Source organism: Mycolicibacterium aromaticivorans JS19b1 = JCM 16368, from assembly GCF_000559085.1.
Lineage (GTDB): Bacteria > Actinomycetota > Actinomycetes > Mycobacteriales > Mycobacteriaceae > Mycobacterium > Mycobacterium aromaticivorans.
Genome location: NZ_JALN02000001.1, coordinates 2808090 through 2831006, shown reverse-complemented (window position 1 = coordinate 2831006; position 22917 = coordinate 2808090). Strand labels below are relative to the sequence as shown.

The 22917-nt window shown below is 67.2% G+C and carries 23 protein-coding genes and 1 pseudogene; 13 read left to right on the top strand and 11 right to left on the bottom strand.

Annotated features, from left to right (window positions below; genetic code table 11):
* Positions 1–33 precede the first annotated feature (33 nt).
* From Y900_RS13725 to Y900_RS13715, 3 genes are read right to left on the bottom strand one after another with little or no spacing between them, the layout of a single operon-like run.
* Positions 34–1053 carry an NAD-dependent epimerase/dehydratase family protein gene (locus tag Y900_RS13725; protein ID WP_036342518.1) on the bottom strand — a complete coding sequence of 340 codons (1020 nt, stop codon included), beginning with the start codon at positions 1051–1053 and terminating at the stop codon, positions 34–36.
* Positions 1050–1550 (bottom strand): nuclear transport factor 2 family protein, encoded by a 501-nt coding sequence (locus Y900_RS13720; RefSeq protein WP_036342515.1) that lies wholly within the window; start codon positions 1548–1550, stop codon positions 1050–1052. Before Y900_RS13720 ends, Y900_RS13725 begins: the two co-directional genes overlap by 4 nt.
* A 56-nt stretch (positions 1551–1606) precedes the next feature.
* Positions 1607–2572 (bottom strand): GGDEF domain-containing protein, encoded by a 966-nt coding sequence (locus tag Y900_RS13715; RefSeq protein ID WP_036346704.1) that lies wholly within the window; start codon positions 2570–2572, stop codon positions 1607–1609.
* Between the two features lie 198 nt (positions 2573–2770).
* On the opposite strand from Y900_RS13715, the gene msrB reads away from it, so the two are divergent.
* Entirely contained in the window at positions 2771–3244 is a 474-nt protein-coding gene (gene msrB / locus Y900_RS13710) for a peptide-methionine (R)-S-oxide reductase MsrB (RefSeq protein ID WP_036342512.1), read from the top strand.
* On the top strand, positions 3241–3750 hold the full coding sequence (gene msrA, locus Y900_RS13705) for a peptide-methionine (S)-S-oxide reductase MsrA (RefSeq protein ID WP_036342510.1): 510 nt from the start codon (positions 3241–3243) through the stop codon (positions 3748–3750). Before msrB ends, msrA begins: the two co-directional genes overlap by 4 nt.
* Before the next feature lie 88 nt (positions 3751–3838).
* On the opposite strand, the gene Y900_RS13700 is transcribed toward msrA, so the two are convergent.
* On the bottom strand, positions 3839–5167 hold the full coding sequence (locus tag Y900_RS13700) for a cytochrome P450 (protein WP_036342509.1): 1329 nt from the start codon (positions 5165–5167) through the stop codon (positions 3839–3841).
* Positions 5168–5277: 110 nt separating this feature from the next.
* Here Y900_RS13700 and Y900_RS13695 point away from each other — a divergent pair, with 110 nt between their 5' ends.
* A complete protein-coding gene (locus Y900_RS13695) occupies positions 5278–5895 on the top strand; it encodes a TetR/AcrR family transcriptional regulator (protein WP_036346701.1) in 618 nt (205 codons plus the stop codon).
* Here the strand turns inward: Y900_RS13695 and Y900_RS13690 are convergent.
* Positions 5885–7063 carry a zinc-dependent alcohol dehydrogenase gene (locus tag Y900_RS13690; protein ID WP_036346698.1) on the bottom strand — a complete coding sequence of 393 codons (1179 nt, stop codon included), beginning with the start codon at positions 7061–7063 and terminating at the stop codon, positions 5885–5887. The genes Y900_RS13695 and Y900_RS13690 overlap by 11 nt on opposite strands.
* Positions 7064–7292: 229 nt before the next feature.
* Between Y900_RS13690 and Y900_RS13685 the strand changes: the two are divergent.
* From Y900_RS13685 to Y900_RS13675, 3 genes and pseudogenes are all read left to right on the top strand, one after another.
* Positions 7293–7475 (top strand): annotated as a pseudogene (locus Y900_RS13685) (BatC protein); the annotation flags it as partial.
* Between the two features lie 14 nt (positions 7476–7489).
* Entirely contained in the window at positions 7490–8701 is a 1212-nt protein-coding gene (locus tag Y900_RS13680) for a cupin domain-containing protein (RefSeq protein WP_036342504.1), read from the top strand.
* Positions 8698–9621, top strand: a complete 924-nt coding sequence (locus Y900_RS13675) for a ferredoxin family protein (protein WP_036342503.1) — start codon at positions 8698–8700, stop codon at positions 9619–9621. The genes Y900_RS13680 and Y900_RS13675 overlap by 4 nt, the downstream gene beginning before the upstream one ends.
* On the opposite strand, the gene Y900_RS13670 is transcribed toward Y900_RS13675, so the two are convergent.
* A complete protein-coding gene (locus Y900_RS13670) occupies positions 9569–10024 on the bottom strand; it encodes a PPOX class F420-dependent oxidoreductase (protein WP_036342502.1) in 456 nt (151 codons plus the stop codon). The genes Y900_RS13675 and Y900_RS13670 overlap by 53 nt on opposite strands.
* Positions 10025–10093: 69 nt before the next feature.
* Between Y900_RS13670 and Y900_RS13665 the strand changes: the two genes are divergently transcribed.
* The 5 genes from Y900_RS13665 (at position 10094) to upp (ending at position 15073) form a co-directional block, all read left to right on the top strand.
* The gene (locus Y900_RS13665; protein ID WP_036342500.1) at positions 10094–11134 is read left to right on the top strand and encodes a zinc-binding dehydrogenase; all 1041 of its coding nucleotides are present in this window, start codon (positions 10094–10096) and stop codon (positions 11132–11134) included.
* An 84-nt stretch (positions 11135–11218) separates the two neighbouring features.
* Positions 11219–11866 (top strand): TIGR03085 family metal-binding protein, encoded by a 648-nt coding sequence (locus Y900_RS13660; RefSeq protein WP_036342499.1) that lies wholly within the window; start codon positions 11219–11221, stop codon positions 11864–11866.
* Positions 11867–11952: 86 nt separating this feature from the next.
* Entirely contained in the window at positions 11953–13227 is a 1275-nt protein-coding gene (locus Y900_RS13655; RefSeq protein ID WP_036342497.1) for a GTP cyclohydrolase II, read from the top strand.
* A complete protein-coding gene (locus tag Y900_RS13650; protein WP_036342496.1) occupies positions 13227–14444 on the top strand; it encodes a URC4/urg3 family protein in 1218 nt (405 codons plus the stop codon). The genes Y900_RS13655 and Y900_RS13650 overlap by 1 nt, the downstream gene beginning before the upstream one ends.
* On the top strand, positions 14444–15073 hold the full coding sequence (gene upp / locus Y900_RS13645; RefSeq protein WP_036342495.1) for a uracil phosphoribosyltransferase: 630 nt from the start codon (positions 14444–14446) through the stop codon (positions 15071–15073). The genes Y900_RS13650 and upp overlap by 1 nt, the downstream gene beginning before the upstream one ends.
* 56 nt (positions 15074–15129) lie before the next feature.
* Here the strand turns inward: upp and Y900_RS13640 are convergent, their stop codons facing one another.
* Positions 15130–15399 carry an SHOCT domain-containing protein gene (locus tag Y900_RS13640; protein ID WP_036342494.1) on the bottom strand — a complete coding sequence of 90 codons (270 nt, stop codon included), beginning with the start codon at positions 15397–15399 and terminating at the stop codon, positions 15130–15132.
* A gap of 22 nt (positions 15400–15421) precedes the next feature.
* A complete protein-coding gene (locus Y900_RS13635; protein WP_051660056.1) occupies positions 15422–16963 on the bottom strand; it encodes a multicopper oxidase family protein in 1542 nt (513 codons plus the stop codon).
* Positions 16964–17089: 126 nt separating this feature from the next.
* On the opposite strand from Y900_RS13635, the gene Y900_RS13630 reads away from it, so the two are divergent.
* Complete coding sequence (locus Y900_RS13630; protein WP_051660055.1) at positions 17090–18268, top strand: sensor histidine kinase; 1179 nt, start codon at positions 17090–17092, stop codon at positions 18266–18268.
* Between the two features lie 13 nt (positions 18269–18281).
* Here the strand turns inward: Y900_RS13630 and Y900_RS13625 are convergent, their stop codons facing one another.
* Entirely contained in the window at positions 18282–18980 is a 699-nt protein-coding gene (locus Y900_RS13625; RefSeq protein ID WP_036342493.1) for a DUF305 domain-containing protein, read from the bottom strand.
* A gap of 146 nt (positions 18981–19126) precedes the next feature.
* The gene (locus Y900_RS13620) at positions 19127–19786 is read right to left on the bottom strand and encodes a hypothetical protein (protein ID WP_192827511.1); all 660 of its coding nucleotides are present in this window, start codon (positions 19784–19786) and stop codon (positions 19127–19129) included.
* 120 nt (positions 19787–19906) lie between these two features.
* Here Y900_RS13620 and Y900_RS13615 point away from each other — a divergent pair, with 120 nt between their 5' ends.
* Positions 19907–21817, top strand: a complete 1911-nt coding sequence (locus Y900_RS13615; RefSeq protein ID WP_051660385.1) for an ArnT family glycosyltransferase — start codon at positions 19907–19909, stop codon at positions 21815–21817.
* Here the strand turns inward: Y900_RS13615 and Y900_RS13610 are convergent, their stop codons facing one another.
* Positions 21818–22915 carry a fatty acid desaturase family protein gene (locus Y900_RS13610; protein ID WP_036342490.1) on the bottom strand — a complete coding sequence of 366 codons (1098 nt, stop codon included), beginning with the start codon at positions 22913–22915 and terminating at the stop codon, positions 21818–21820.
* Between the last annotated feature and the right edge of the window lie 2 nt (positions 22916–22917).

The window sequence follows — 22917 nt, the reverse complement described above, 5'->3', positions numbered from 1 at the left end:
GGCGGGTTCAGTGCCCGATCATTCCGAGCCCGATCACTCCGACCGGCTTGCCTTCGCCTGCCGTTTTGCCTCGCGCAACCCGACCCAGAAGCGCGCGGCTTCGCGGATGGATTCCTCGACGGGCCGCGGCTGCCAGCCCAATTCCTGGACGGCCTTGCTGCAATCCAGCGGTCCCTCCGCGCGCATCAACCGCAGCGAGCCCAGCGACAATTTCTCGTCGGTCTTCTGCAGCCGGGCTTTGGCGGTGCCCAGCGCGGCCAGCGCATAGGCGAGCGGCAGCGGGATCGTCTTCGTCGGCGGCGGCATGTTCGCCTCCAGGGCCGCGATGCGGGCCACTTCGGCGTTGCTGATCATCTTCTCCGAGATCAGATAGCGCTCCCCGACCCGGCCGCGCTCGGCGGCCAGGATCATCGCGCGGGCAGCGTCGTCGACGCCGACGGCCTCGAGTTCGATACCGCCCATCACGAACGGCAGCTTGCCGAAGGCTGCCCCGGCGATGATGGCGCCGTGCGGGGTTCGCCCCCAGTCGCCGCCGCCGTAGGTCGTGGATACGCACATGGCGATCGCGGGCAGGCCGTGTTCGCGGGCGTACCGCAGCACCAGTTCTTCGGCCTGCACCCGGGACCGGACGTACGGGGTGAGTCCGCGGTCGGTGATGATGTCGGCTTCGGTGACCGTACGGCCGCGACGGCGCCCGACGGTCACGTAGCTGCTGGTGAAGATGAAGCGGTGCAGGCCAGCGGTTCTGGCCACATCCAGGACATTTCGCGTGCCCTCGACGTTGGTGTGGAACAGCGGTGCCGGATCGCTGAGCCAGCCTCGAGCGTCGACCACGCAGTAGTAGACGTCGTCGACGCCGGCCATCGCCTCGCGCAGCACGTCGTTGTCCCAGATGTCGCCGACGAAGCGCTGCACGTCGAGGTCGTCGATGGAGATGGTGGACGCGTTCGGACGCACCATGACTCGCACCTGATGCCCGTCGGCGACCAGCTGCCGGGTGACGTGCGAGCCGAGGAACCCGTTGGCCCCGATGACGAGCTTGGGGGCGCTCACTTGAATCCGCCGTTCGCGCGCATCCAGGCGGCCGCCTCCTCGTCGAGGGTGCCGAGCTTCTCGGCCTTTTGGCACCACCTCATGCTGGCCTGCAGGAACTTCAGCGGGTTGTAGATGTCCTCCTGGCGCGACCAGAGGCCGTCGCCGGCGTAGGTGACGATCGAGATGTTGGTAGCGCTGATGATCGTGCCGTCACCGGGGTCGCGCATCGGATTGTCCAGCTCGCAGATCACCCGCCCGGTCTCCTCGTCGAATACGGCCCACAGCGACGGGAACTCGGTCATGTAGCCGCCGGGGAAGCTGCCCATGGTCTTGGTGATCCAGGCCCGGACTTCGTCGCGGCCTTTCATCGTGCCCATCGCGTGCTCGATGTAGTCGACGTCGGGGGTGTAGTGACTCACCCAGGCATCCCAGTCGTGCGAGCGGGCCGCGTCGGCGACCGTCTGCTCGAACGTCGCAAAAGCTTCCGTCAGTTCTTCACGAGAGAATCGCGCCACAGAGTCAAACTAGAACATGTTCTAGTAGGCATGTGGCAAACCGTCCCGATTGCAGCTCAGCGGTCGGTCTTGCGGCGGTTGCGGCCCTTGGCGGCATACAACTCGGCGTCTGCGGCGGCATAGAGCACCGCGATGTCGGCGGTGTCGCCGGGCTGCGACGCCACCCCGACGCTGGTGTCGGGAGTGTGCAGCCCGACGTCGGCGACGAACCGCTGCGCCGACGACGCCTCACGGTCGGCTATGCATGCGGCGAACTCGTCACCGCCGAGCCGCGCCAACACGGCATCGCGCGGCATCAGGTCGCGCCACCGGCGCGCGTGAGCGGCCAGGTGCTCATCGCCCGCCAGATGCCCGCGAGTGTCGTTGAGCTGCTTGAAGCCGTCAAGGTCCATGACGACGACTGTGATGGTCGACTTTGCTGATCGCCCGCGCGCCAGGAGCTCTCGGGTGGCGATCTCCCAGCCGGCGCGGTTCAGCAGACCAGTCAGCGGATCCGTGCACGCACTCGTGACCAACGCGCGCATCACCAGACCGAACGACTCCCCGGCGCCGACGATCGCGATGACCCAGATCAGGTAGTCGATCCCCAGCTTGGGCGCCGGCGAGATGGCCAGGGCCACCACGGCCGCCACCGTGAGCAAGCCGATCAGCACCGCCGCCCGCCGGGGTGGATAGAACGCCCGCAGGTACATCGCCAGAAACATCGGCGCGACCAGGCAGACGATTTCCGCGGCGATCGCGATGTGGAACGCCATCACCAACGGGGTGGCGATGATGGCGGCCAGGGTGGCCGGCGCCGGCTTGTCAGGCCGGACGGCCAGCCAGGCCAGCGCCGCGATGCCGAGCACGATAGCCAGCACGCCGCCGAGCGGATTCGCGTAGATCAATTCCGGATGCAGCGGCCAGATGGTGAACACCACGCCGTAGATGTAGAGGAATGTCGTGAGGCTCAGATAGATGCGCAGCAACCGGATCTGCTGGGCACCGTGGAACTCGCTGCCGGAGAGCGCGAGCGTCTTCACCCGATACACGAGGTCCCGCTCATGCGCGTGGGAGTGCAGATCTGGCGAAACCGCATCGCGTCAAACTTTCCTGCTCGAACCGGCCCCGGTGCCGGCTGCCAAATTGTGACACCGAGGCGCGCGCGCCGCAGTCCGCGTCGGTTCTGACGGATCTCTGACATGGGAACTATCCGAACAACCGGTGAGGTTGATAGGAGCATGTCGCGCGATTATCACCGCAATCCCGCTGCCCTTTCCGCGCTGTCCCCGGAGCAATACCGGGTCACACAGGAGAACGGGACCGAGCGGCCCTTCACCGGCGAGTATTGGGACAACCACGAGCCGGGCATCTACGTCGACGTCGTCTCGGGCGAACCATTGTTCGCCTCGATCGACAAGTTCGACAGCGGATCCGGCTGGCCCAGTTTCACCAAGCCGATCCAGACGTCCCCCGGAAAAGCAAACGTCGTCACCAAACGGGATTTCAGCCATCTGATGGTCCGCACCGAGGTGCGCTCGGCGGCGGGCGACAGCCATCTGGGGCACGTCTTCAAAGACGGCCCTCGCGCGCGGGGAGGGTTGCGCTACTGCATCAACTCCGCTTCGCTGAGATTCATTCACCTCGACGACCTCGAGGCGCAGGGCTACGGCGAGTACAGGCATTTGTTCGAGACTTCCAAGGAGGACGCATGAGTCAGACCAAGAGGGCGATCCTGGCAGGCGGTTGCTTCTGGGGCATGCAGGATCTGATCCGCAAGCAGCCCGGCGTGGTGTCCACCCGGGTGGGCTACACCGGCGGCCAGAACGATCACCCCACCTATCGCAACCATCCCGGCCACGCCGAGGCGATCGAGATCGAGTACGACCCGGCGCAGACCGATTTCCGCGCGCTGCTGGAATTCTTCTTCCAGATCCACGATCCGAGCACGAAGAACCGGCAGGGTAATGACGTCGGGACCAGCTACCGGTCGGCGATCTTCTACCTCGACGACGAGCAGAAGCAGGTCGCGCTGGACACCATCGCCGACGTCGACGCCTCCGGGCTATGGCCGGGCAAGGTGGTCACCGAGGTGACGCCGGCCAGTGACTTCTGGGATGCCGAGCCGGAGCATCAGGACTACCTGCTGCACTACCCGAACGGCTACACCTGCCACTTCCCGCGGGCTGGGTGGAAGCTACCGAAGCGAGCCCAGGTCTAGCCTTCGCTCTCGAGCCCTCGCGCCCAGTGTGCGGATTCGTACGCGACGCACCGGCGTTCGCGTATCAGGACGCACACTCGTCGCGATGCTAGGCCCGTCGGTGCACGATGACGCGCCCACCCTTTTTCGGGGTGAATGCCACGCCCCGGGAGTGCCACTTCTCCCCCGGCGCGGTGGTGGTCGCAATCGTGAAGTGCCGCAATACCGTACGTAGGACGACGTCCATCTCCATGTTGGCGAAGGCCGCGCCGATGCAGCGTCTGGTACCGCCGCCGAACGGGACCCAGGCGAACGTGTTCGGCCTGGTGTCGAGGAACCGCAGCGGGTCGAAGCGCTCCGGATCTTCGAACATCTCCGGGTTCTCGTGCAGCTGGCACAGGCTGACCATCACTGAATAGCCTTGCGGCACCATCCATTCACCGAGTTCGTAGCTCGGCACCTGGACATGCCGGCCGGAGAAGTCGATCACCGTCCGATTGCGCTGGACTTCCAGGATCGTGGCCTGCCGGTAGGAGTTGTCCTCGGTGTCGGCCTCGGCGACCAACCGGCTCAACACCTCGGGGTGGCGGGAGATCCGCTCGAACGCCCACGCCAGCGTGGACGCGGTGGTCTCGTGGCCGGCGGCCAGCAGAGTCAGCAGTTCGTCGCCGATCTCACCGCGTGTCATCGGCGAGCCGTCGTCGTAGGTGCTCCGCAGGAACAGCGACAGCACGTCGGTGCGGTCCTCGAGATTGGGGTCGCTCTGCGCCCGGCTGATCAGGGTGTCCACCAGGCCCTCGTACTCCCGGCGGTATTGGACCAGCCTTCCCCATGGCGTCCACGGCATTTCGCGTTTCGGCGAGGGCAGCACGGCCAGCCGCGAGCCCAGCGTCACCCACTTCGGGATGAGCGCACGCAGGCGCTGCAGTTCGAGGCCGTCGGCGCCGAAGATCGCGCGCAGGATGATGTTCAGAGTGATGTGCATCATCGGCTCGAGCGTGGCGAATTCGGTTCCCTGCGGCCAGGATTCGATCTCGCGCAGGGTCTCCTCCACCACGATCTGCTCGTAGGCCCGGATGCTCTTGCCGTGAAACGGCGGGGTGAGCAGCTTGCGCCGCGCGCGGTGCTCGGCCCCGTCGAGAGCGAAGACCGAGCCCGGGCCCAGCAGCCGACTCAGGTTTGGCTGGATGTTGTAGAGGACGTCCGGACTGCTGGTGAAGATCTGCTTGGTCAGCGCGGGATCCGAAACCACGACGGTGTTGCCGAAGACCGGGATCCGGACCGTGACACAGCGACCGTAGCGTCGGGTCAGCCAGTCGGTCGTGGGTCGGCGGGCCACCATGAACGCAAGGCTGAACAGCGTATTCGGCACTCCTTGCGAAGGCGGCAACTTCGGTTCGGCACGGATCGGCGCGACGACGGTTGGCGCTTGGCTCATGGGTGAGGCCCTCCAGATATAGCGTGGTACTGCGTTGTACCACTGACTTGTGGGGTACGGTACCCTTCGGTACCAGCCGTGACAAGAGTGGCGTGGGAAAGGAGGTCCGGGTGACCACGACAACAGTTCCCGAAGCTCCTGCCGTCGGCCGCAACGACGACTTCCGCCGGCGGTTGCTCGACGGCCTGGCCGCGTCCATCGAAGAACGCGGCTACCGCGACTCCACAGTCGCCGACATCGTCCGGTACGCCCGCACCTCCAAGCGCACCTTCTACAGCGAGTTCGCCACCAAGGAAGACTGTTTCGCCGAGCTGCTGACCGCCAACAACGACGAGCTCGTCGAGACCATCAGCGCTGCCGTCGATCCGCACGCGCCCTGGCACGAGCAGATCCGCCAGGCTGTCGTCACCTACGTCGAGCACATCGACGAGCGGCGGGCCATCACGCTGAGCTGGATCCGGGAACTTCCCGCGCTGGGTGAATACGCCCGCCCCACCCTGCGCCGGGGGTTCGCCCGGCTCGCCACGATGATCGTCGACCTTTCCGGCAACGACGGATTCCGGACCGCCGGCCTGCCGCCGATCTCCCATGCGATGGCGGTCATCCTGGTGGGCGGCCTGCGCGAACTCACCGCGCAAACCATGGAGGACGGCGACCCGGCCGGCGACATCATTGAGCCCGCGCTGGCCGTGTCCCTGGCGCTACTGGGCCCCAAACCTACGGTTTGAGAACCACTTTGAACATACCGTCGGCCTTCTTCTGGAAGGTCTCGTAAGCCTTCGGAGCGTCCGACAGCGCAAGCCGATGGGTGGCGAAGGTGTCCACGCCCAGCGGATCGTCATCGGTGAGCAGTGGCATGATGTCGGGGATCCAGCGCTTGACGTTGGCCTGGCCCATCCGGAGCTGAATCTGCTTGTCGAACATCACCATCAGGTTCATCGGATCCGCGGCACCGCCGTAGACACCCGACAGCGACACCGTCCCGCCTCGGCGAACCACCGCGATCGCGGTGTGCAGCGCCGCCAGCCGATCCATTCCGGCGCTACGCATGACCGCCCGCCCCAACGGTGATGGCAGGTATCCCGCTGCGGTCTGCGCGAACTCGGCCACAGGCGACCCGTGTGCCTCCATCCCGACGGCGTCGATGACGGAGTCGGCGCCGCGGCCGTCGGTCAGATCCAGCACGCGTTCCACCACATCACCCTCGCGAAGGTCGATGACCTCCTCGCAGTAGGGGCGGGCCCGCTCCAGCCGATCGGACACCAGGTCGATGCCGATCACCCGGTGCCGGTTGCGGTGGGCGGCCATCCGGCACGCCATCGACCCGATCGGTCCCAGTCCGAGTACCACCAGGGCGCCGCCGTCCGGCACGTCCGCGTACTCCAAACCTTGCCAGGCGGTGGGCAAGACGTCGGACAGATACACGTAGCGGTCGTCGGAGCCGCCGACCGGGACCTTGATGTGGGTGTAATTGGCTTGCGGTACCCGAAGATACTCAGCCTGGCCGCCGGCCACTTCGCCGTACAGTTTGGAGTAGCCGAACAACGCCGCACCGGTACCCTGATCCCGGTTTTGCGTTGTCTCACACTGGCTTTGCAGGCCCTGCCCGCACATGAAGCAGTGACCACACGAGATGTTGAACGGAATCACCACGCGGTCACCGACTTTGATTTCGGAGACCTGGTCGCCGACCTCTTCGACCACACCCATGGCCTCGTGGCCGAGGATGTCCCCCGGCGACATGAAAGCGCCGAGCACCTCATACAGATGCAGGTCGGAGCCGCAGATGTTGGTGCTGGTGACGCGGATGATCGCGTCGGTCGGCTCCTTGATCTGCGGATCGGGGACGGTGTCGACCGAGACGTTGCGGCGGCCGTGCCAGGTCACTGCGCGCATGGAATCCTCCTCCACTTGGGGTCAGGTGCCCGCATGCCCGTTCGGTACGTCCTCAAACACAGCGCGGAGTGACGAGCGCGGACGGCCGGGCAAAACCCAAATGCCGCGGCCACTCGGACACATCCACTCGCTTCCGCCGGTTTCATTCAGTGTCGGTGCGGCAACTCCGTTCGCACCTAGCCCTGCATCACACTGCGCCGCGCTTTTGCGGTTCGAGAAAGGATCTTTCATGGCGCTCGACGACGACGACATCACGACCTCCACCCCGGGCGGCGAAGGCACCGCCGACGGTGGGTCCAATCCCGAAGGCCACGACGGTGGTGCCGACGGAACAGCCGGCGGTGGTGGTGAGGGTCCCGCCGACGGTGGCTCGAACCCAGAGGGCCACGACGGCGGCGCCGACGGCTCAGCCTGACCGGCGATTCCATGCTGAGCCGCTGCAGTGCGGTCGACGCGCGGACGTTCGCCGAACAGTACTGGGGCCGCAGGCCGCTTCTCAGCACAGCCGTCGACCTGCCCCGGGATTTCAGCGACCTGCTGTCTCCCGGGGCGGTCGACGAGTTGATTGCCGAGCGCGGCATAAGAGCGCCGTTCATCAGGTTGGCTCGCGATGGCGAGATCCTCGCCAAGGACTGCTACCTCGGCTCGGCCGGGTTCGGCGCAGAGATCGCCGATCAGGTCGACTCGGCGAAGGTTCTCGCCGAAATCGCCTCAGGCGCAACGATTGTTCTCCAAGGTCTGCACCGGCTGTGGCCGCCGCTGATCGACTTTGTCCGCGACGCCGTCGACGATCTCGGACATCCCGCGCAAGCGAATGCCTACATCACGCCGCCGGGCAACCGTGGTTTCGACCCGCATTACGACGTGCACGACGTCTTCGTACTGCAGGTATCCGGACAGAAGCGCTGGGTGGTGCACGAACCGGTGCACGCCCATCCGCTGCCGTCCCAGCCGTGGACTCAGCACCGGGCGGCAATCGGCGAACGGGTCCGCGGCGAGCCGGTGATCGACACGGTGCTGAACGCCGGAGACGCCCTGTACCTGCCCAGAGGCTGGCTGCACGCGGCGCAGGCGCTCGACACCACATCGATTCACCTGACCATCGGTGTCTCGGCCACCACCTGTCTCGACGTGGCTCGCGCGGTGCTCGACGAACTGTCCACCGTCGAGGCGTTCCGCCGATCCCTGCCGATGGGTATCGCGGCCGCCGATCACGACGAGACGGTCGCCACGGTCACCAAGGTGATGGCCGAGGTGGTAGCGGCACTACGGGACAACGCGGCAGCCCTGAGCACCGGCGCGGCCGCGCGACTGTCCGACCGGCACGCCGGACTGACCCGACCCGTCGCGGTCCGGCCGTTGGCCACGCTGTCCGCCGCCGCCGACGCCGAGGTCGACGTGTGCTGGCGCCGCGGCTTGACGGCCCGCCTGAACAGTTCCGAAGGCGGCCGGGTTGCGCTGCAGCTTCCCGACCGGACCATTACGTTCCCCATATCCTGCGCCGAGGCGCTGCGCGCACTGCACCGCGGCGGGGTGGTGCGGGCCGCCGCCCTACCGGGGCTCGATCCCGCTGACGGTGCGGTTCTGATCCGGCGCCTGCTCAGGGAAGCAGTCGTCGTCCCGTCACCTTCCCGATGAGCAGAGCCGGGCAGGGCTGCAGCGACCAGTCGCTGGCCCGCAACGACCCGATGTACGGGACGGCGTCGGCGGGTACATCGTGGCTGCTGCTCGAATTGGCAGGTGGCTGGGGACGTTCGGCGTTCCTGGACTCGCCTGCCTGTATCGACCCGCAGCTGGGGCTGGCCGTCGTGCGGCGCGCAGAGGCAGCGGGCATGCGGATCGCGGCGATCCGCAAGCACGGCCGCCGGAAGGCCACGCCACGGTGGCGCTGGTTCATCGCGCAGTGCGCCGTCGGAGGCGAAGTGTTGCACGGCGGCGAGGTCACCGATCCGCGCGAGTACCTCGACATCGCACTGGATGGATCCGACGGCACCGCCGCGACCGACCCGCTCGTCGCGGTCTGCGCCCACGGCCGCCACGACATGTGCTGCGCGGTGCGCGGCCGGTCGGCTGCTTCGGCGATCTCGGCTGCGTATCCCGAATTAGCCTGGGAGTGCTCCCATCTGGGCGGTGATCGGTTCGCGGCGACCATGCTGGTGCTGCCCACGGGGCTGTGTTACGGGCGGGTGGACCAGGCCGACGCGGCCGAGCTGGTGAGCCGTTACCTGGACGGTCGGCTGGACAACCGGTACCTGCGCGGACGCACGTCGCTTCCCCACGCTGTCCAGGCCGCACAGCATTTCGCCCGCGAGGAGTTCGGCGACGACCGCATCGCCGCCTTCCCGCCGTTGAGTGTCGAGCCGGGTGACGGCACCATCCGGGTGGTGCTCGACGCCGACCCCGCCCCGGTCGAGGTGGTGCTCAACGAGGAGCTCTCGGAGCCACTGCTGTCGCAATGCCACGCCACCGTGCCGGGCCGGGTGCGGCTCTACACACTGGCCTCGCTCACGACGGCGGGAACCCACCCGTCGCCACCGGACCCCAGCGCTGCGGAGTGACCCGGATCAGGCACTTGCCCTGCTTGACCATCGCTTCCCGATACTCGTCCCAATCCGGGTGCTCCCCCGCGACCGCGCGGAAGTAGTCGACCAGCGGCTCCACGGCGTCGGGCAGGTCGATCACCTCGGCGGGCCCGTCGATCTGCACGTAGGCGTCGTTGAACTCGTCGGAGAGCACCACCACACTGGCGCGCCCGGTGCGGCGGATGTTCACCGACTTGGCGCGACGCGGATAGCTGGCGATCACCAGGCGGCCCTGCTCGTCCACGCCGCCGGTCACCGGGGAACTCTGCAGCGAACAATCGGCGCGGAAGGTGGTCAGCACCATGCGGTGACGGGGTCGGACGAACTCGAGCAGCGCGTCGAGGTCCACGGAGTCGGCGGTGGCGATCTTGGGCGACATATTCCCCACTCTAGGCCTGATCCGGGCGACACCGGGCGTACGTTTGTCTTTCGACCTCAGGAGGACACCATGGGCACCATGCGCGCGGAGCGCTTCTACGCCGACACCAAAACCGTTGTGCTGGAGGATGTCCCGATCCCCGATCCAGGTGAGGGTGAAGTTCTGGTCAAAGTGGCGTTCTGCGGCATCTGCCATTCCGACCTCAGCCTGATCAACGGCACCTTCCCCGCCCAGCGGCCGGTGGTGATTCAGGGACACGAGGCATCCGGGACCATCGCCAAGGTCGGGCGCGGCGTCACCGGGTGGTCCGAGGGTGACCGGGTGGTCGTCGCCGCGGGCCGGCCCTGCGGACAGTGCGTCAACTGCCGGCGCGGGGACATGGCCACCTGTCTACGGATGCAACTCATGGCGTTCGCCTATGACGGCGCCTGGGCCGAATACACCGTCGCGCAAGCAGCGGGGCTGACCCGCGTTCCGGACAACGTGCCGCTGGAGCAGGCCGCGATCCTCGCAGACGCGGTGTCCACCCCGTTCGGCGCGGTGGTCAACACCGGCAAGGTCGTCATCGGCGAATCGGTCGGCGTGTGGGGTGTCGGCGGTGTCGGCACGCACATCGTCCAACTGGCGCGGCTGGTCGGAGCGGTTCCGATCGTCGCGGTCGACCTCAACCCTGCGGTTCGCGACCGCGCGCTGGAACTCGGCGCTGATTACGCATTCGATTCGCGTGACCCGGATTTCGCCGACAAGTTGGCGCAAGCGACCGGCGGACGCGGACTCGATGTCGCGTTCGACGCCGTCGGGCTGAAGGTGACTTTCGAGCAGGCGTTGAACTCGCTGACCGGCGGTGGCCGGCTGGTGGGGGTCGGCATGAGCGCCGAATCCCCCACCGTCGGGCCGACGTCGATGTTCGGTCTGACCCGACGCCAGGCGCTCGGGCATCTCGGCTACCACAACAAGGACATCGAGACGCTGGCTCAGCTGGTGTCCCGTGGCCGGCTGGATCTGTCGCGCTCGATCAGCCAGATCATCCCGCTCGAGGACATCGCCGACGGCATCCGCATCCTCGACCAGGCCGAAGGCAATCCGATCAGGGTGCTCGTACAACCGTGAGCGACGCCGCACGTGCCGATCGTCACCCCAGCGTCACGCCTGGCGTCGAAGGCGACTCTGGTGTGACGTTCGGTGTGATGGGTCATGCCGAGCGCTGACCCGCCGTTCGACGCGCGCGAGCGGGTGGCGCTGTGCGACCTCTTCGAACGCCTCGGGCCGGACGCGCCCACCTTGCTCGACGGGTTCACGTCCAGGCACCTCGCCGCCCACCTGCTGCTGCGCGAGCGCGATCCGATTGCCGCACCCTGCCTGGTTCTTCCCGGGCCGCCGGCACGGTTCGCCGAGCGGCGCACCGCGGCAATGTCCGAGCGCCGGGAGTTCGGCTGGCTGGTGGACCGGCTGCGGTCCGGTCCACCCTTCGGCTTCTTCCGGCTGGGTTGGGTGCGCGACTTCCCCAGCCTCAACGAGTTCTTCGTCCACCACGAGGACGTCCGGCGCGCCAACGGCCTGGGTGCTCGCGAGGACCTGCCCGTCGACCTGCAGGCAGCGCTGTGGCGAAATGTCGAGCGCGGCAACCGGTATCTGAGCCGCCGGGTGCGCGGCGTCGGGGTGGACGTGGTGTGGGGTGCGCAACGCTGCCGCGCCCGGACGGGCGACCCCGTCGTTGAGCTCAGCGGCCCACCCGGCGAGCTCCTGCTGTACCTGTTCGGCCGCCAGGACGCGGCACGCGTCGACATCCTCGGACCGCCGGACGCCGTCGCGGCAGTGCGGCGCACCCGTTTCGGGATGTGAGCGGCGCCAACCTCTGGACGCCCGGCGTGACGTTCGGCAGAAAGTGGGGATGGTGGCTAGGCTGGCGTCTTGCGGAAGGAGCGCACATGTCCGCCGAAGCGCCGTCGCCGGCCGCGCCGAGGGGCCAGCCCGGTCACATCCGGCTGACATCGCATCATGGCGCCGACGACGCCCTGCCGATCACGTGGGGCGCGGCCACCCCCGGCGAGCGCGGTCCGCTGATCGGCACCACCAGCACCCGCAGACACCGCAACGTCGTTGGTACCCATAGCGGTTCCTACAGCGTGTATCGCGCGCTGGCGGTGGCGGCCGGTGCGCTGTCGCGTGAGCATCGGGCGGACCTGACCAACACCGCGCCCACCGACAGCATCGGCCCGTATCCGCAGTGGAGCCGTCCCGAGGCGATCGTCAGCCTGGACCCGTGGGGGGCGATGGTGGCCGATGCGTTCGCCGCCGAACTGGCCGCGGGCCACGACATCCGCCCGACCATCGCGGTGACCAAAGCTCACGTGATACTTCCGGAGATCGCCGACGCCATCGACAAGGGGCGGCTGGTCCCCGACGGCCGATTCTTGCTGCCCGGCGGCGCTGCGCTGGTGACCAAGGCCGCGATCGAGCCGGTCTGGTATCTGCCCGGTGTCGCCGAGCGTTTCGAGTGCAGCGAGGCGCATCTTCGCCGGGTCCTGTTCGAAGAGACCGGGGGCATGTATCCCGAGCTGGTCACGCGCAGCGACCTCGAGGTCTTCCTTCCCCCCATCGGCGGCCAGACCCTCTACATCTTCGGCAACCCCCACGATCTCGCCGACCCGTCGGTGGAGCTGACGGCCCGGGTCCACGACGAATGCAATGGCTCCGATGTGTTCGGCTCCGACATCTGTACCTGCCGGCCGTATCTGACGCACGCGATCGAGGAGTGCATCCTCGGCGCACAGCGCGGCGGCGTCGGGCTGGTCGCCTACTCCCGCAAGGAAGGCCGCGCGCTCGGCGAGGTGACCAAGTTCCTGGTCTACAACGCCCGCAAGCGCCAGCAAGGCGGCGACACCGCCGAGGCATACTTTGCCCGCACCGAATGCGTTGCGGGAGTTCAAGATATGCGGTTCCAGGAGTTGATGCCCGATGTGCTGCACTGGCTGGGCATCCAGAAGATCCACCGCCTGGTGTCGATGAGCAACATGAAGTACGACGCGATCGTGGGCTCCGGGATCGAGGTCGGCGAGCGGGTCAACATCCCCGACGAGCTGATCCCGGCCGACGCCCGGGTGGAGATCGACGCCAAGATGGCCGCGGGTTATTTCACGCCCGGCCCGGTCCCCGATGCCGCCGAATTGAAGAAGGCCAAGGGTCGCGGGCTGGAGCACTGATGGCCGCCGCCATCGAGGTCGACCTCGACAGCCCGTCGGGCGCCACCGCGGCATTGCGCAGTACTCGCGCCGTGCGTCAGCGGGCCGGATTGTTGACCGAGCGGGCTCGCGCCGACGGCTCGCGCTGGTTCACCGTGCACGACGATGCACTGGACTCGGCCGCCGAACTGGTCGCCGACGTCACCCGACACCACTATCCGGATCTGCAGGTCCCTTTCCACAGCCGGTGGCGCCATTTCGAGGCCGGCGGTGTCGATCGCAGGGCCGAGCTACTCAGCGGTGCCGACGCCACGGCGTTGGTCGACCTCACCGTGGTCAGCGTGCTGCTCGACGCCGGCGCCGGCCCGTCCTGGTCCTATGCCGAACCGGGGACGGGGCTGCAGCTGAGCCGCTCGGAAGGCTTGGGGGTGGCGAGCTTTCACGCCTTCGCGTCCGGGCTGTTCTCCTCCGACCCAGGCGACCCGCTGCGGGTCGACGCCGCCGCGTTGGCGGAGCTCACCGAGCAGCAGCTGGCCGACGCGTTCCAGGTCGACGACACGAACCCGCTCGTCGGACTCGACGGCCGGGTGGCGATCCTGCACCGGCTGGGTGCGGTCACCGCCGCGGACCCGGAGGTGTTCGGCCCCGAGGGCCGCCCGGGCGGATTGGTCGACGCCGTGGGCGGGAGCTCGGCGCGCGCGTCCGAGCTGCTGTCCACGGTCCTGAACTCGCTGGCACCAATCTGGCCGGGCGGCAGCAGGATCGGTGACCAACCGCTTGGGGATTGCTGGCGCCACTCCGCGCTGGCCGGTCCTGGCCTGACGGCGGGCTGGATGCCGTTTCACAAACTCTCGCAGTGGCTCACGTACTCGTTGCTGGAGCCGTTCGGCTGGGCCGGGATCACCGTCACCGATCTCGACGAGCTGACCGGGCTGCCCGAATACCGCAACGGCGGACTACTGCTGGACACCGGAGTTCTCCGCTTGCGCGATCGCGCTGATTCCGCTCGAAGTGTCAGCGTCACAGACGAATTGGTGGTCGAATGGCGCGCGCTGACCGTCACTCTGCTCGACGAGCTAGCTCCCCTGGTGCGCCGGCGGCTCGGCGTCGACGCCGACCAGATGCCGCTGGCCCGAGTCTTGGAGGGCGGTACCTGGGCGGCGGGCCGGGCACTGGCCCGGCGGCTGCGCGGTGGCCTCCCGCCGCTGTCCATCGTCAGCGATGGCACAGTGTTCTGATGCGCGACGTCCACGTCATCGACCATCCGCTAGTGCAGCACAAGCTGACCTTGATGCGGCGCAAGGTCACGTCCACCAACACTTTCCGCAGGCTGGCCAACGAGATGGCCACGCTGCTGGCCTACGAGGTACTGCGTGACACCCCGACCCACGAGATCGCGGTGGAGACCCCACTGGAGACCACCACCGGCACCGTCATCGACGGCAAGAAGCTGGTATTCGTCGCCATCCTGCGGGCCGGCACCGGCATCCTGGACGGGATGCTGACCGTCGTGCCCGGCGCGCGAATCGGACACATCGGGTTGTACCGCGATCCGAAAACCCGCGTTGCCGTTGAGTATTACTTCAAGATGCCCAGCGACCTGCACGAGCGCGAAGTGGTCGTGGTCGACCCGATGCTGGCCACCGGCAACTCAGCGGTGGCAGCGGTGGACCGCCTCAAGGAGTTCCGGCCCCGGTCCATCAAATTCGTCTGCCTGCTCACCTGCCCCGAAGGGATCGCCGTCCTGCACGACGCGCATCCGGAGGTACCGATCTACACCGCGGCGGTGGACCGTGGACTCGACGAGCAGGGCTACATCGTGCCGGGTCTCGGCGACGCGGGCGATCGGCTGTTCGGCACCAAATAGTTTCCGCAGCAGCGTGTTCTGTGACATCGGGTCTGGTATCAGTGGCCGTGCGACGTTCACTGATGCGGGCTTGCACGCAGTGCGGCCAATCTCTGGCGGTATTCGGCTTCGTCGATCTCACCCCGCGCGAACCGCGCCGCCAGCAGCCGTTCGGGCGACTCGCTTGAGAGCGGGAACTGAGGCAGGGCCGGACCTTGCGGCGCCCTGCTGGTGAACCGGATCAACGCGACGATCCCGGCGATGATCAGGACCCAGAACACCACCATCCCGATCGCCATGCCCGCGTAGCCCCACCCGCTCATGTCGTGGTCATACCAGAACATCATCGGATTTCCCCTTCCTCACCCCTTACCGGGCGTAGTTCAAGGTCGTCATCATCCCGGCTGCCATGTGATACGCGTTGTGACAGTGCAACATCCATTCGCCGGGATTGTCCGCGACCATTCGCACCACCACCGTCTGCATCGGTTTGACGATCACGGTGTCCTTTCGCGGTCCCGCGCTGCCATCAGGTTTGAGTACCTGAAAGGTGTGGCCGTGCAGGTGCATCGGATGCCACATCATGGAGTCGTTGACGAACGTCAGCGTCGCGTTCTGGCCCTGCCGGACCGTCAGCGGAACCGTCTGGTCGTAGGGCCGGCCGTTGATCATCCAGTCGTAGCGCATCATCATGCCCGATAGCCGAACCTGCAACGTGTGGTCACTACCGGCCGGCAGCAGGACTTCCGGCGCTGCAGTGAAGGTGTCGACCGTTCCGACCCGACCGGTGAGTTGCGGGGGCCGCAACGCTGCGTCTGGAGCGCTCCCGCCACCGGTCGACAACAGTGCGCGTGCGACAGCGTTCTTACCTTCGGCGGAGGCAACGAGAGGAAACACTCCGTCACCCGCGGTCACGATGACGTCGTACCGTTCGCCCATACCCACCAGGAGCGCGTCGACATCTTCCGGCCGAACAGGGAATCCGTCGGTGTGGGTGACGGTCATGCGATGCCCGGCCAGGGCGACCCGGAACGCGGTGTCGGCGGCGGCGTTGATGATCCGGATGCGAATGCGGTTCCCGGGTTTCGCGGTGAATGTCGTGGCAGCCGAGGGGATGCGGCCGTTGAGGGTGTAGTAGGGGTAGCTGACGTCACCGGCGTCACCGCCGAGCAGGTCGCTGGTTCCCACACCGCCAACGCCCGGAACGCCAGGCATCGATCCCATACCGCCCGTGCCCGACATGTGTCCCATGCCGCCCATCCCCGGCATCTGCATCTGCCCCATGCCCATTGACTGCAGCCCCGTGAAGATCTGCTCAGGGCTGGTTCCGACGCCGGATGTCCAGTCGTCGAGCATCACGATCCACTCGGCGTCGTAGCGTCCCGGCTCCGCCGGATCGTCCACGATGACGGGTATGTACAAGCCGAAGTCGGTGTCCAGCCCGGTATGCGGGTGCGCCCAGTACGTTCCGGGATGAGGGGAGCTGAAGCGATAGGTGAAGCCGCTGGCGGGTGCGATGTTCGGACTGGCCGGGCTGGCACCGTCCATGTCGTTGCGCAAGGCGATCCCGTGCCAGTGCACCGAGGTCGGGTGATCGAGTCGGTTGTCGACGGTGACCGCAATGTCGTCGCCGACGTTGGCCCTGATCAGCGGGCCCGGGACCTGTCCGTTGTACGCCAGCGTGCGTGCCACGGTGCCGCCGAGGTCGATGTCGGTGGGGCCTGGGGTCAGGTTCGCGGTGACCGTTCTGCCGGTGTGCGGCCGGGCCGCCTCCGCCGCGGCGATCGCGCCCGGCGACGGGGAGCCGCCGGTGGCCTGGGGATTGGTCGACCGACCGCAGGCCACCAACGCCGCGCCTCCGAGGACTCCTGCCGCCAGAAAGCCGCGCCGGGTGAGCGCCTCTCGATTCATCACCAATCCTGTCTTCTCGACGGTTCCTCTCCCAGACTGCGGGGCCCCCACAGCGGATTCGGTGTTGGTTGTGTGAAGATTCGCTCAAGACCCGATCCCGCGGCGCCGGCGCGGCACGATGAAGGCATGAAGCTCTCCTCACAGGCATCGCCGCGCGTGCCGGGGACCGTGTTCAGCGGATTCGGCATGCGCCGGCGACTGCTGCTGGCGCAAACACTCGTCCTCCTCGCCGGCGGGGTGACCACGTGGGTCGTCGCCTCTGTGGTGGGGCCGCCGTTGTTCCGTGAGCACCTGCACATGGCCGGCGTCGCCCACGATTCCAACGAGCAGTACCACGCCGAGCAGGCCTACCAGCACGCCACCGCGCTCTCCATCGGGGTCGCGATCACGGTGGCCGCCCTCACCGCGCTGATCGCCACCGCCTACCTGAGCCGGCGGTTGCAGCATTCCGTCGCGGAGGTTTCGGCAGCCGCGTCGGCGGTGGCCGAGGGTCGCTACGACATTCGGGTAGCGCCACCTCGGCTCGGCCTTGAATTCGATGAGATGGCAACCGCTTTCAACAAGATGGCGGATCGTCTGCAAGCTGTGGAATCGAGTCGGCGCCAGCTTTTCGGCGATCTCGCTCACGAGATCCGCACACCGGTGGCCGTGCTGGAGGCCTATCTGGAAGCAGTTGAGGACGGCGTGAGAGTCCTGGACCAGCCGACCATCGCGATGCTGCGGGAGCAGACCGGCCGCCTGGTGCGCTTCTCGGCCGACGCCGCCGCACTGGCCCAGGCCGAAGAAGCTCACGCCACGATCACCCCTGGATGGGTCGAGGCCGACGAGGTCGCCCGCTCCGTCAGTGCCGCCCTGGCCGATCGCTTCGCTGCGAAGAGCGTCGCGCTGACCCTTCAGGTGAGCGGGGGCACCCGATTCTGGGCCGACCGTCAACGCCTGGTCCAGGTATTGAACAATCTGCTGGACAACGCATTACGTCACACTGCGCCCGGCGGCCATGTCCGACTCACCGTGGAGACCACAGGCAACGATGTCGTCTTTACGGTGAGCGATGACGGCGAAGGTGTTGCGGCAGAACACCTTCCGCACGTTTTCGAGCGGTTCTACCGTGCCGACTCGGCACGTAATCGCGACCGGGGCGGCTCCGGCCTCGGCCTCGCCATCGCCAAGGCGTTGACAGAGGCGCACGGCGGCACCATCACCGCGACCAGCCCCGGCCCCGGGGCAGGCACCACCTTCACGGTGACGGTGCCCAGCCTGCCGGTGGCCGGAGCCCGGCGCGGCAGTCAACGCGAATACGCGTGACCGTCCGGCGCAACTACAGGGAGCTCAGGATCTGGTTCATGGTGTCGATCTCCTTTTGCTGGCTGGTGGCGATCGACTTGGCGAGGGCGATGGCGTCGGCGAATTGGCCGTTCTTGATCTCGTTTTGCGCCATGGTGATTGCGCCCTGGTGATGCTTGATCATTTGGGTCAGGTACAGCTTGCTGGCGGCGACGCCCTGGGCGTTCTGCAGTGCCTGCATATCGGCCGGTGACATCATTCCGTCCATCCCCGGCATGTCATCCATTCCGGGCATACCCGGCATCGGCATGGTCGAGGTGGTCGGTGACGCCGTGTCGGTATCCGATCCGTGCATGCCGCCGTGGTCTGAGGGCGCGCTGCTGGTCGTGCCGGGCATTCCCCACTGATTCAGCCAGCCCTGCATCGTGTCGATCTCCGGGCCCTGCGCCGCTTTGATCTGCTTGGCCAGGTCCACCACCCGCGCGTCGATGCCCTGCTTGGCGAGGATCATGTCGCTCATCTCGATCGCCTGCCGATGATGCGGAATCATCATGCGGGCGAACATCATGTCGGCCTGATTGTGCGCGGCTGCCGGCGCCGCGGTCGAACTCTGGACAGTGGACGGCGCCGACGACGCCGCCACATCCTTGGTGCCCGAGTTGCTACACGCGCCGATGGCGGCAACCGCAGCCAACGCTGCCACCCCGGTCACCACAGTCCTCGCTTTACTCACACCACATCCCTTTCGTCGCGTCGGATCGCTCGATCCCCGCCCAGCTTCGCCAGACTCCGACGGGTGCGGCGTAGTGGTTCTGTGAAGATTCGATAAAGAACCCGGACCGCCAGGGCGCACAACCGCACCTGCTGTGCGAGGTGCCGTCAGTCGTGGTGATCGTGCTGGTGCTTGTCAGAGCTCGACGGAGGGTGCTCGCCGCCCGTATTCAGCTTCATGTCCGTCACCGGTCTGCCCGGCTCCACTGGTGCCCCGTGTGCCGCACCACGTCCGGCCTCGGCGTCGACGGGCGTGCCGTGGTGACGCTGATGGCCATGGAGACCGGAAGCCAGTCCGGCGGTGACAGCGAGCGCCATCACGGTGTTGGCGCCCACAAGCACCAGCGTCCGCCCGACACCCGAAAACGCATGCGCCCGATATCGTCGAACCAACACCCAGGCGGCACCCATGACCACATAGCACTGCAGGAGAAGAACACAGATCCCTGCTGCTTCCACAGCCTCCGCCGCACCTGCGTTGGGGCCGAATGGTGCACCAGCCGTCCTGGATACCACCCACAGGGCGGCGGAGCCGACATTGGCGGCGATTCCGGTCGCCAACAGCAGTCGCGTCGGTCGTGACCAGGCGAGAAATCCCCACGCCAACTGGAAGAACGCGATCGACGCGAAGAACACCCCGGCGGGCACCCAGTCCTTCCAGTGCATGGGCGCGACGGCGAAGTGGATGACCGCGGCACCGATCGACGCCACCGCCGCACACCGTGCGGCCAGTCGGTTATCGGTCTTTCTCGCGTCTATCGCGGTCACAGCGTCGACGCTGACACAGCCGTCGGGTCGGGGCGAGCAGCGGCCGATAACAGTCAGATGCCGGATCGGCTACGGCGCTCCCAGCCTCCTATCAGCCAACGGTCAGCCGCAGATGGGTCAATAGTCCATGTGACAACGACGTTTCCGGCCAAAGCTCCGGAGGATTCCGCCGACGTCGCCCCAGCGGTGAGCACCCCGTCGCGACGGGACCGCATCGGGCTGGTGGTGCTGCTCGTCGCGACCACGGTCATGTACCTGTGGAACATCACCGTCAACGGAATGGGCAACCAGTTCTACGCCGGCGCCGCTCAGGCCGGCTCCAAGAACTGGGAGGCGCTGCTGTTCGGATCGCTCGACTCGGCCAACTTCATCACCGTCGACAAGCCCCCGGTGTCGCAGTGGGTGATGGGCCTGTCCGGTCAGCTGTTCGGCTTCAGCAGTGCCAGCATGCTGATACCCGAAGCGTTGATGGCGGTGGCCACCGTCTGGCTGCTCTACTCCGCGATCGCTCGCATCTGCGGCCCGAAGGCCGGGTTGCTGGCCGGCGCCGCGTTGGCGCTGACCCCGGTCGCCGCGCTGATGTTCCGGTTCAACAACCCCGACGCCGCGATGGTGCTGCTGATGATGGCCTCGGCGTACTGCACGGTGCGCGCACTCGAACGAGGCAACGGCAAGTGGCTGGCGTGGGCGGGTGTCGCGCTCGGGTTCGCGTTCCTGGCCAAGATGCTCGAAGGCCTGATGATCGCCCCCGCGGTGGGGCTGGCCTACCTGATCGCGGCACCGACGCCGCTGCGCAGCCGGCTGCTGCACCTGCTGGGCGCCGCTGCCGCTTTCGTGGTGTCGGCGGGCTGGTTCGTGATCCTGACCCTGGTGTGGCCGTCGTCGTCGCGGCCGTACATCGCCGGGTCGACCGATGACAACTTCATGAATCTGGTGCTGGGCTACAACGGATTCGCGCGCGTGCTCGGCCGCAATCACATGAATTTCGGTCCCGGCGATCCGCTCGGCAATTCGGCCGGCGACGAGCTCCGACACCTGGGTGGCTTCGGCGGCATGGGCAATCAGAAGGAAGGTCTGGGCCGGCTGTTCGCGGGCGAGTTCGGCTTCGAGATCGGCTGGTTGATCCCGGCAGCGCTGCTCAGTCTGGTTCTGGTGCTGGTCGCCCGCGGTCGCGCACCGCGCACCGACCCGGTGCGGGCCGGCGTCCTTTTGTTCGGCAGCTGGCTGGTGATCGACGGTGTGGTGCTCAGCTATATGAAAGGCATGGTGCACCCGTACTACTGCCTGTCGCTGGCGCCCGCGGTGGCCGGCACGGCTGCCATTGGTGCGCAACAGATGTGGACCCGCAGACAGACCTGGTTCGGTCGGGCCGGATTGACTGGACTGATCGCGGTGACGGGGATCTGGAGCTGGTGGGTGCTCGGCCGAAACGAGGACTGGTTGCCCGCCCTGCGGTGGACGGTCCTGCTCGTCACCCTGCTGGCCGCCGCCGCACTCGCCGTGTCGGCGCCGCGGCGGCGCCGGGTCACGATGGCCGCGGCGACAGTCGGTGCGGTGGCCGTCTTGGCCGGGCCGACCGCCTACGCGGTCGCCACGCTCAGCGCACCGCATCACGGTGGCGGGCCGACCGTCGGTCCGTCGCGTCCCGAGCCTGCCTTCCTACGCGCCTTCAATCAGACTCAGGACAATCCGAAGCTGGACGCGCTGCTTCGCGCGACCACCACGCAGTGGTCGGCCGCGATCTCCGGCTCGTCGGCCGCTGCAGGACTCGAATTGTCCACGGGCACAGCGGTGATGGCCATCGGCGGGTTCCTCGGCAGTGATCCAGCCCCGAGTCTGGGCCAGTTCAAGGCGGATGTGGCTGCGGGGAAGGTGGCCTACTACATCGTCCAGCGGGACTGGCGCGGCCGGCCCGGCGGGTGGCCGGGCATCAACCGAAACCACACCGGCATCACCGACTGGGTGAGCGCGACATTCCCGGTCACCCGGGTCGGCGACGACGACGTCTACGACCTGTCCCGGCCCAAGTGATCAGGCCGCCTCGACCAGCGTGGCATCCTCGCTGCGCTGACGGGTGGGCAGTGCCAGCTTGACGATCTTGCGCACCACCGTGGCGAACTGCTTGGGCAGCGGTCCCGCGTTGTAGGGGATGCCGTAGCGCTCGCACACCTCGCGGACGTGCGGGGCCATCTCGGCGTACCGGCGCGCAGGCACATCCGGGAACAGGTGGTGCTCGATCTGGTGGGACAGGTTGCCCGATAGCAGGTGGAACAGCTTGCCGCCGGTCAGGTTGGCCGAGCCGAGGACCTGCCGGAAGTACCACTGTCCGCGTGACTCGTTGCGGGTCTCTTCAACCGTGAACTCCTGTGTGCCGTCCGGGAAGTGACCGCAGAAGATGATCGCGTACGACCACACGTTGCGGATGAGGTTCGCGGTGAGGTTGCCGGTGAACACGAACGGTGCCATCGGTCCGGCCAGCAGCGGGAACGCCACGTAGTCCTTGAGGAGCTGGCGACGGGTCTTGTGCCAGATCTCGCGCAGCACGTCGCGCTTGTCGGCAAGGGATATCTCGCCGCTGCGAATGCGTTCGGTCTCCAGCTCGTGCAGCGCGACGCCGTATTGGAACAGCACCATCAGCAGGAAGGCGTACACCGGGTTGCCCAGGTAGTAGGGGCGCCAGCGCTGATCCGGGCTCATCCGCAGGATGCCGTAACCGATGTCCCGGTCCATGCCGACGATGTTGGTGAAGGTGTGGTGGGAGTAGTTGTGCGAGTGCCGCCACTGGTCGGCCGGGCACGCGGTATCCCACTCGAAGGTGCGGCCGCGCAGGGCCGGATCGCCGGTCCACTCATACTGCCCATGCATCACGTTGTGGCCGATTTCCATGTTGTCCAAGATCTTCGAGATCCCGAGCAGCGCGGTGCCGGCCACCCAGGCCGGCGGGAAGATGCCGGCGAACAGCAGCGCGCGGCCGCCGATCTCCATGGCGCGCTGGGCCTTGATGACCCGGCGGATGTAGTCGACGTCGGTCTGCCCCAGGTCGGCGATCACCCGTTCCCTGATGGCGTCGAGTTCACGGCCGAAGTCGTCGGCCTGCTCGCGGGTCAGTGTGATGTGTTGGGTGTTCATGG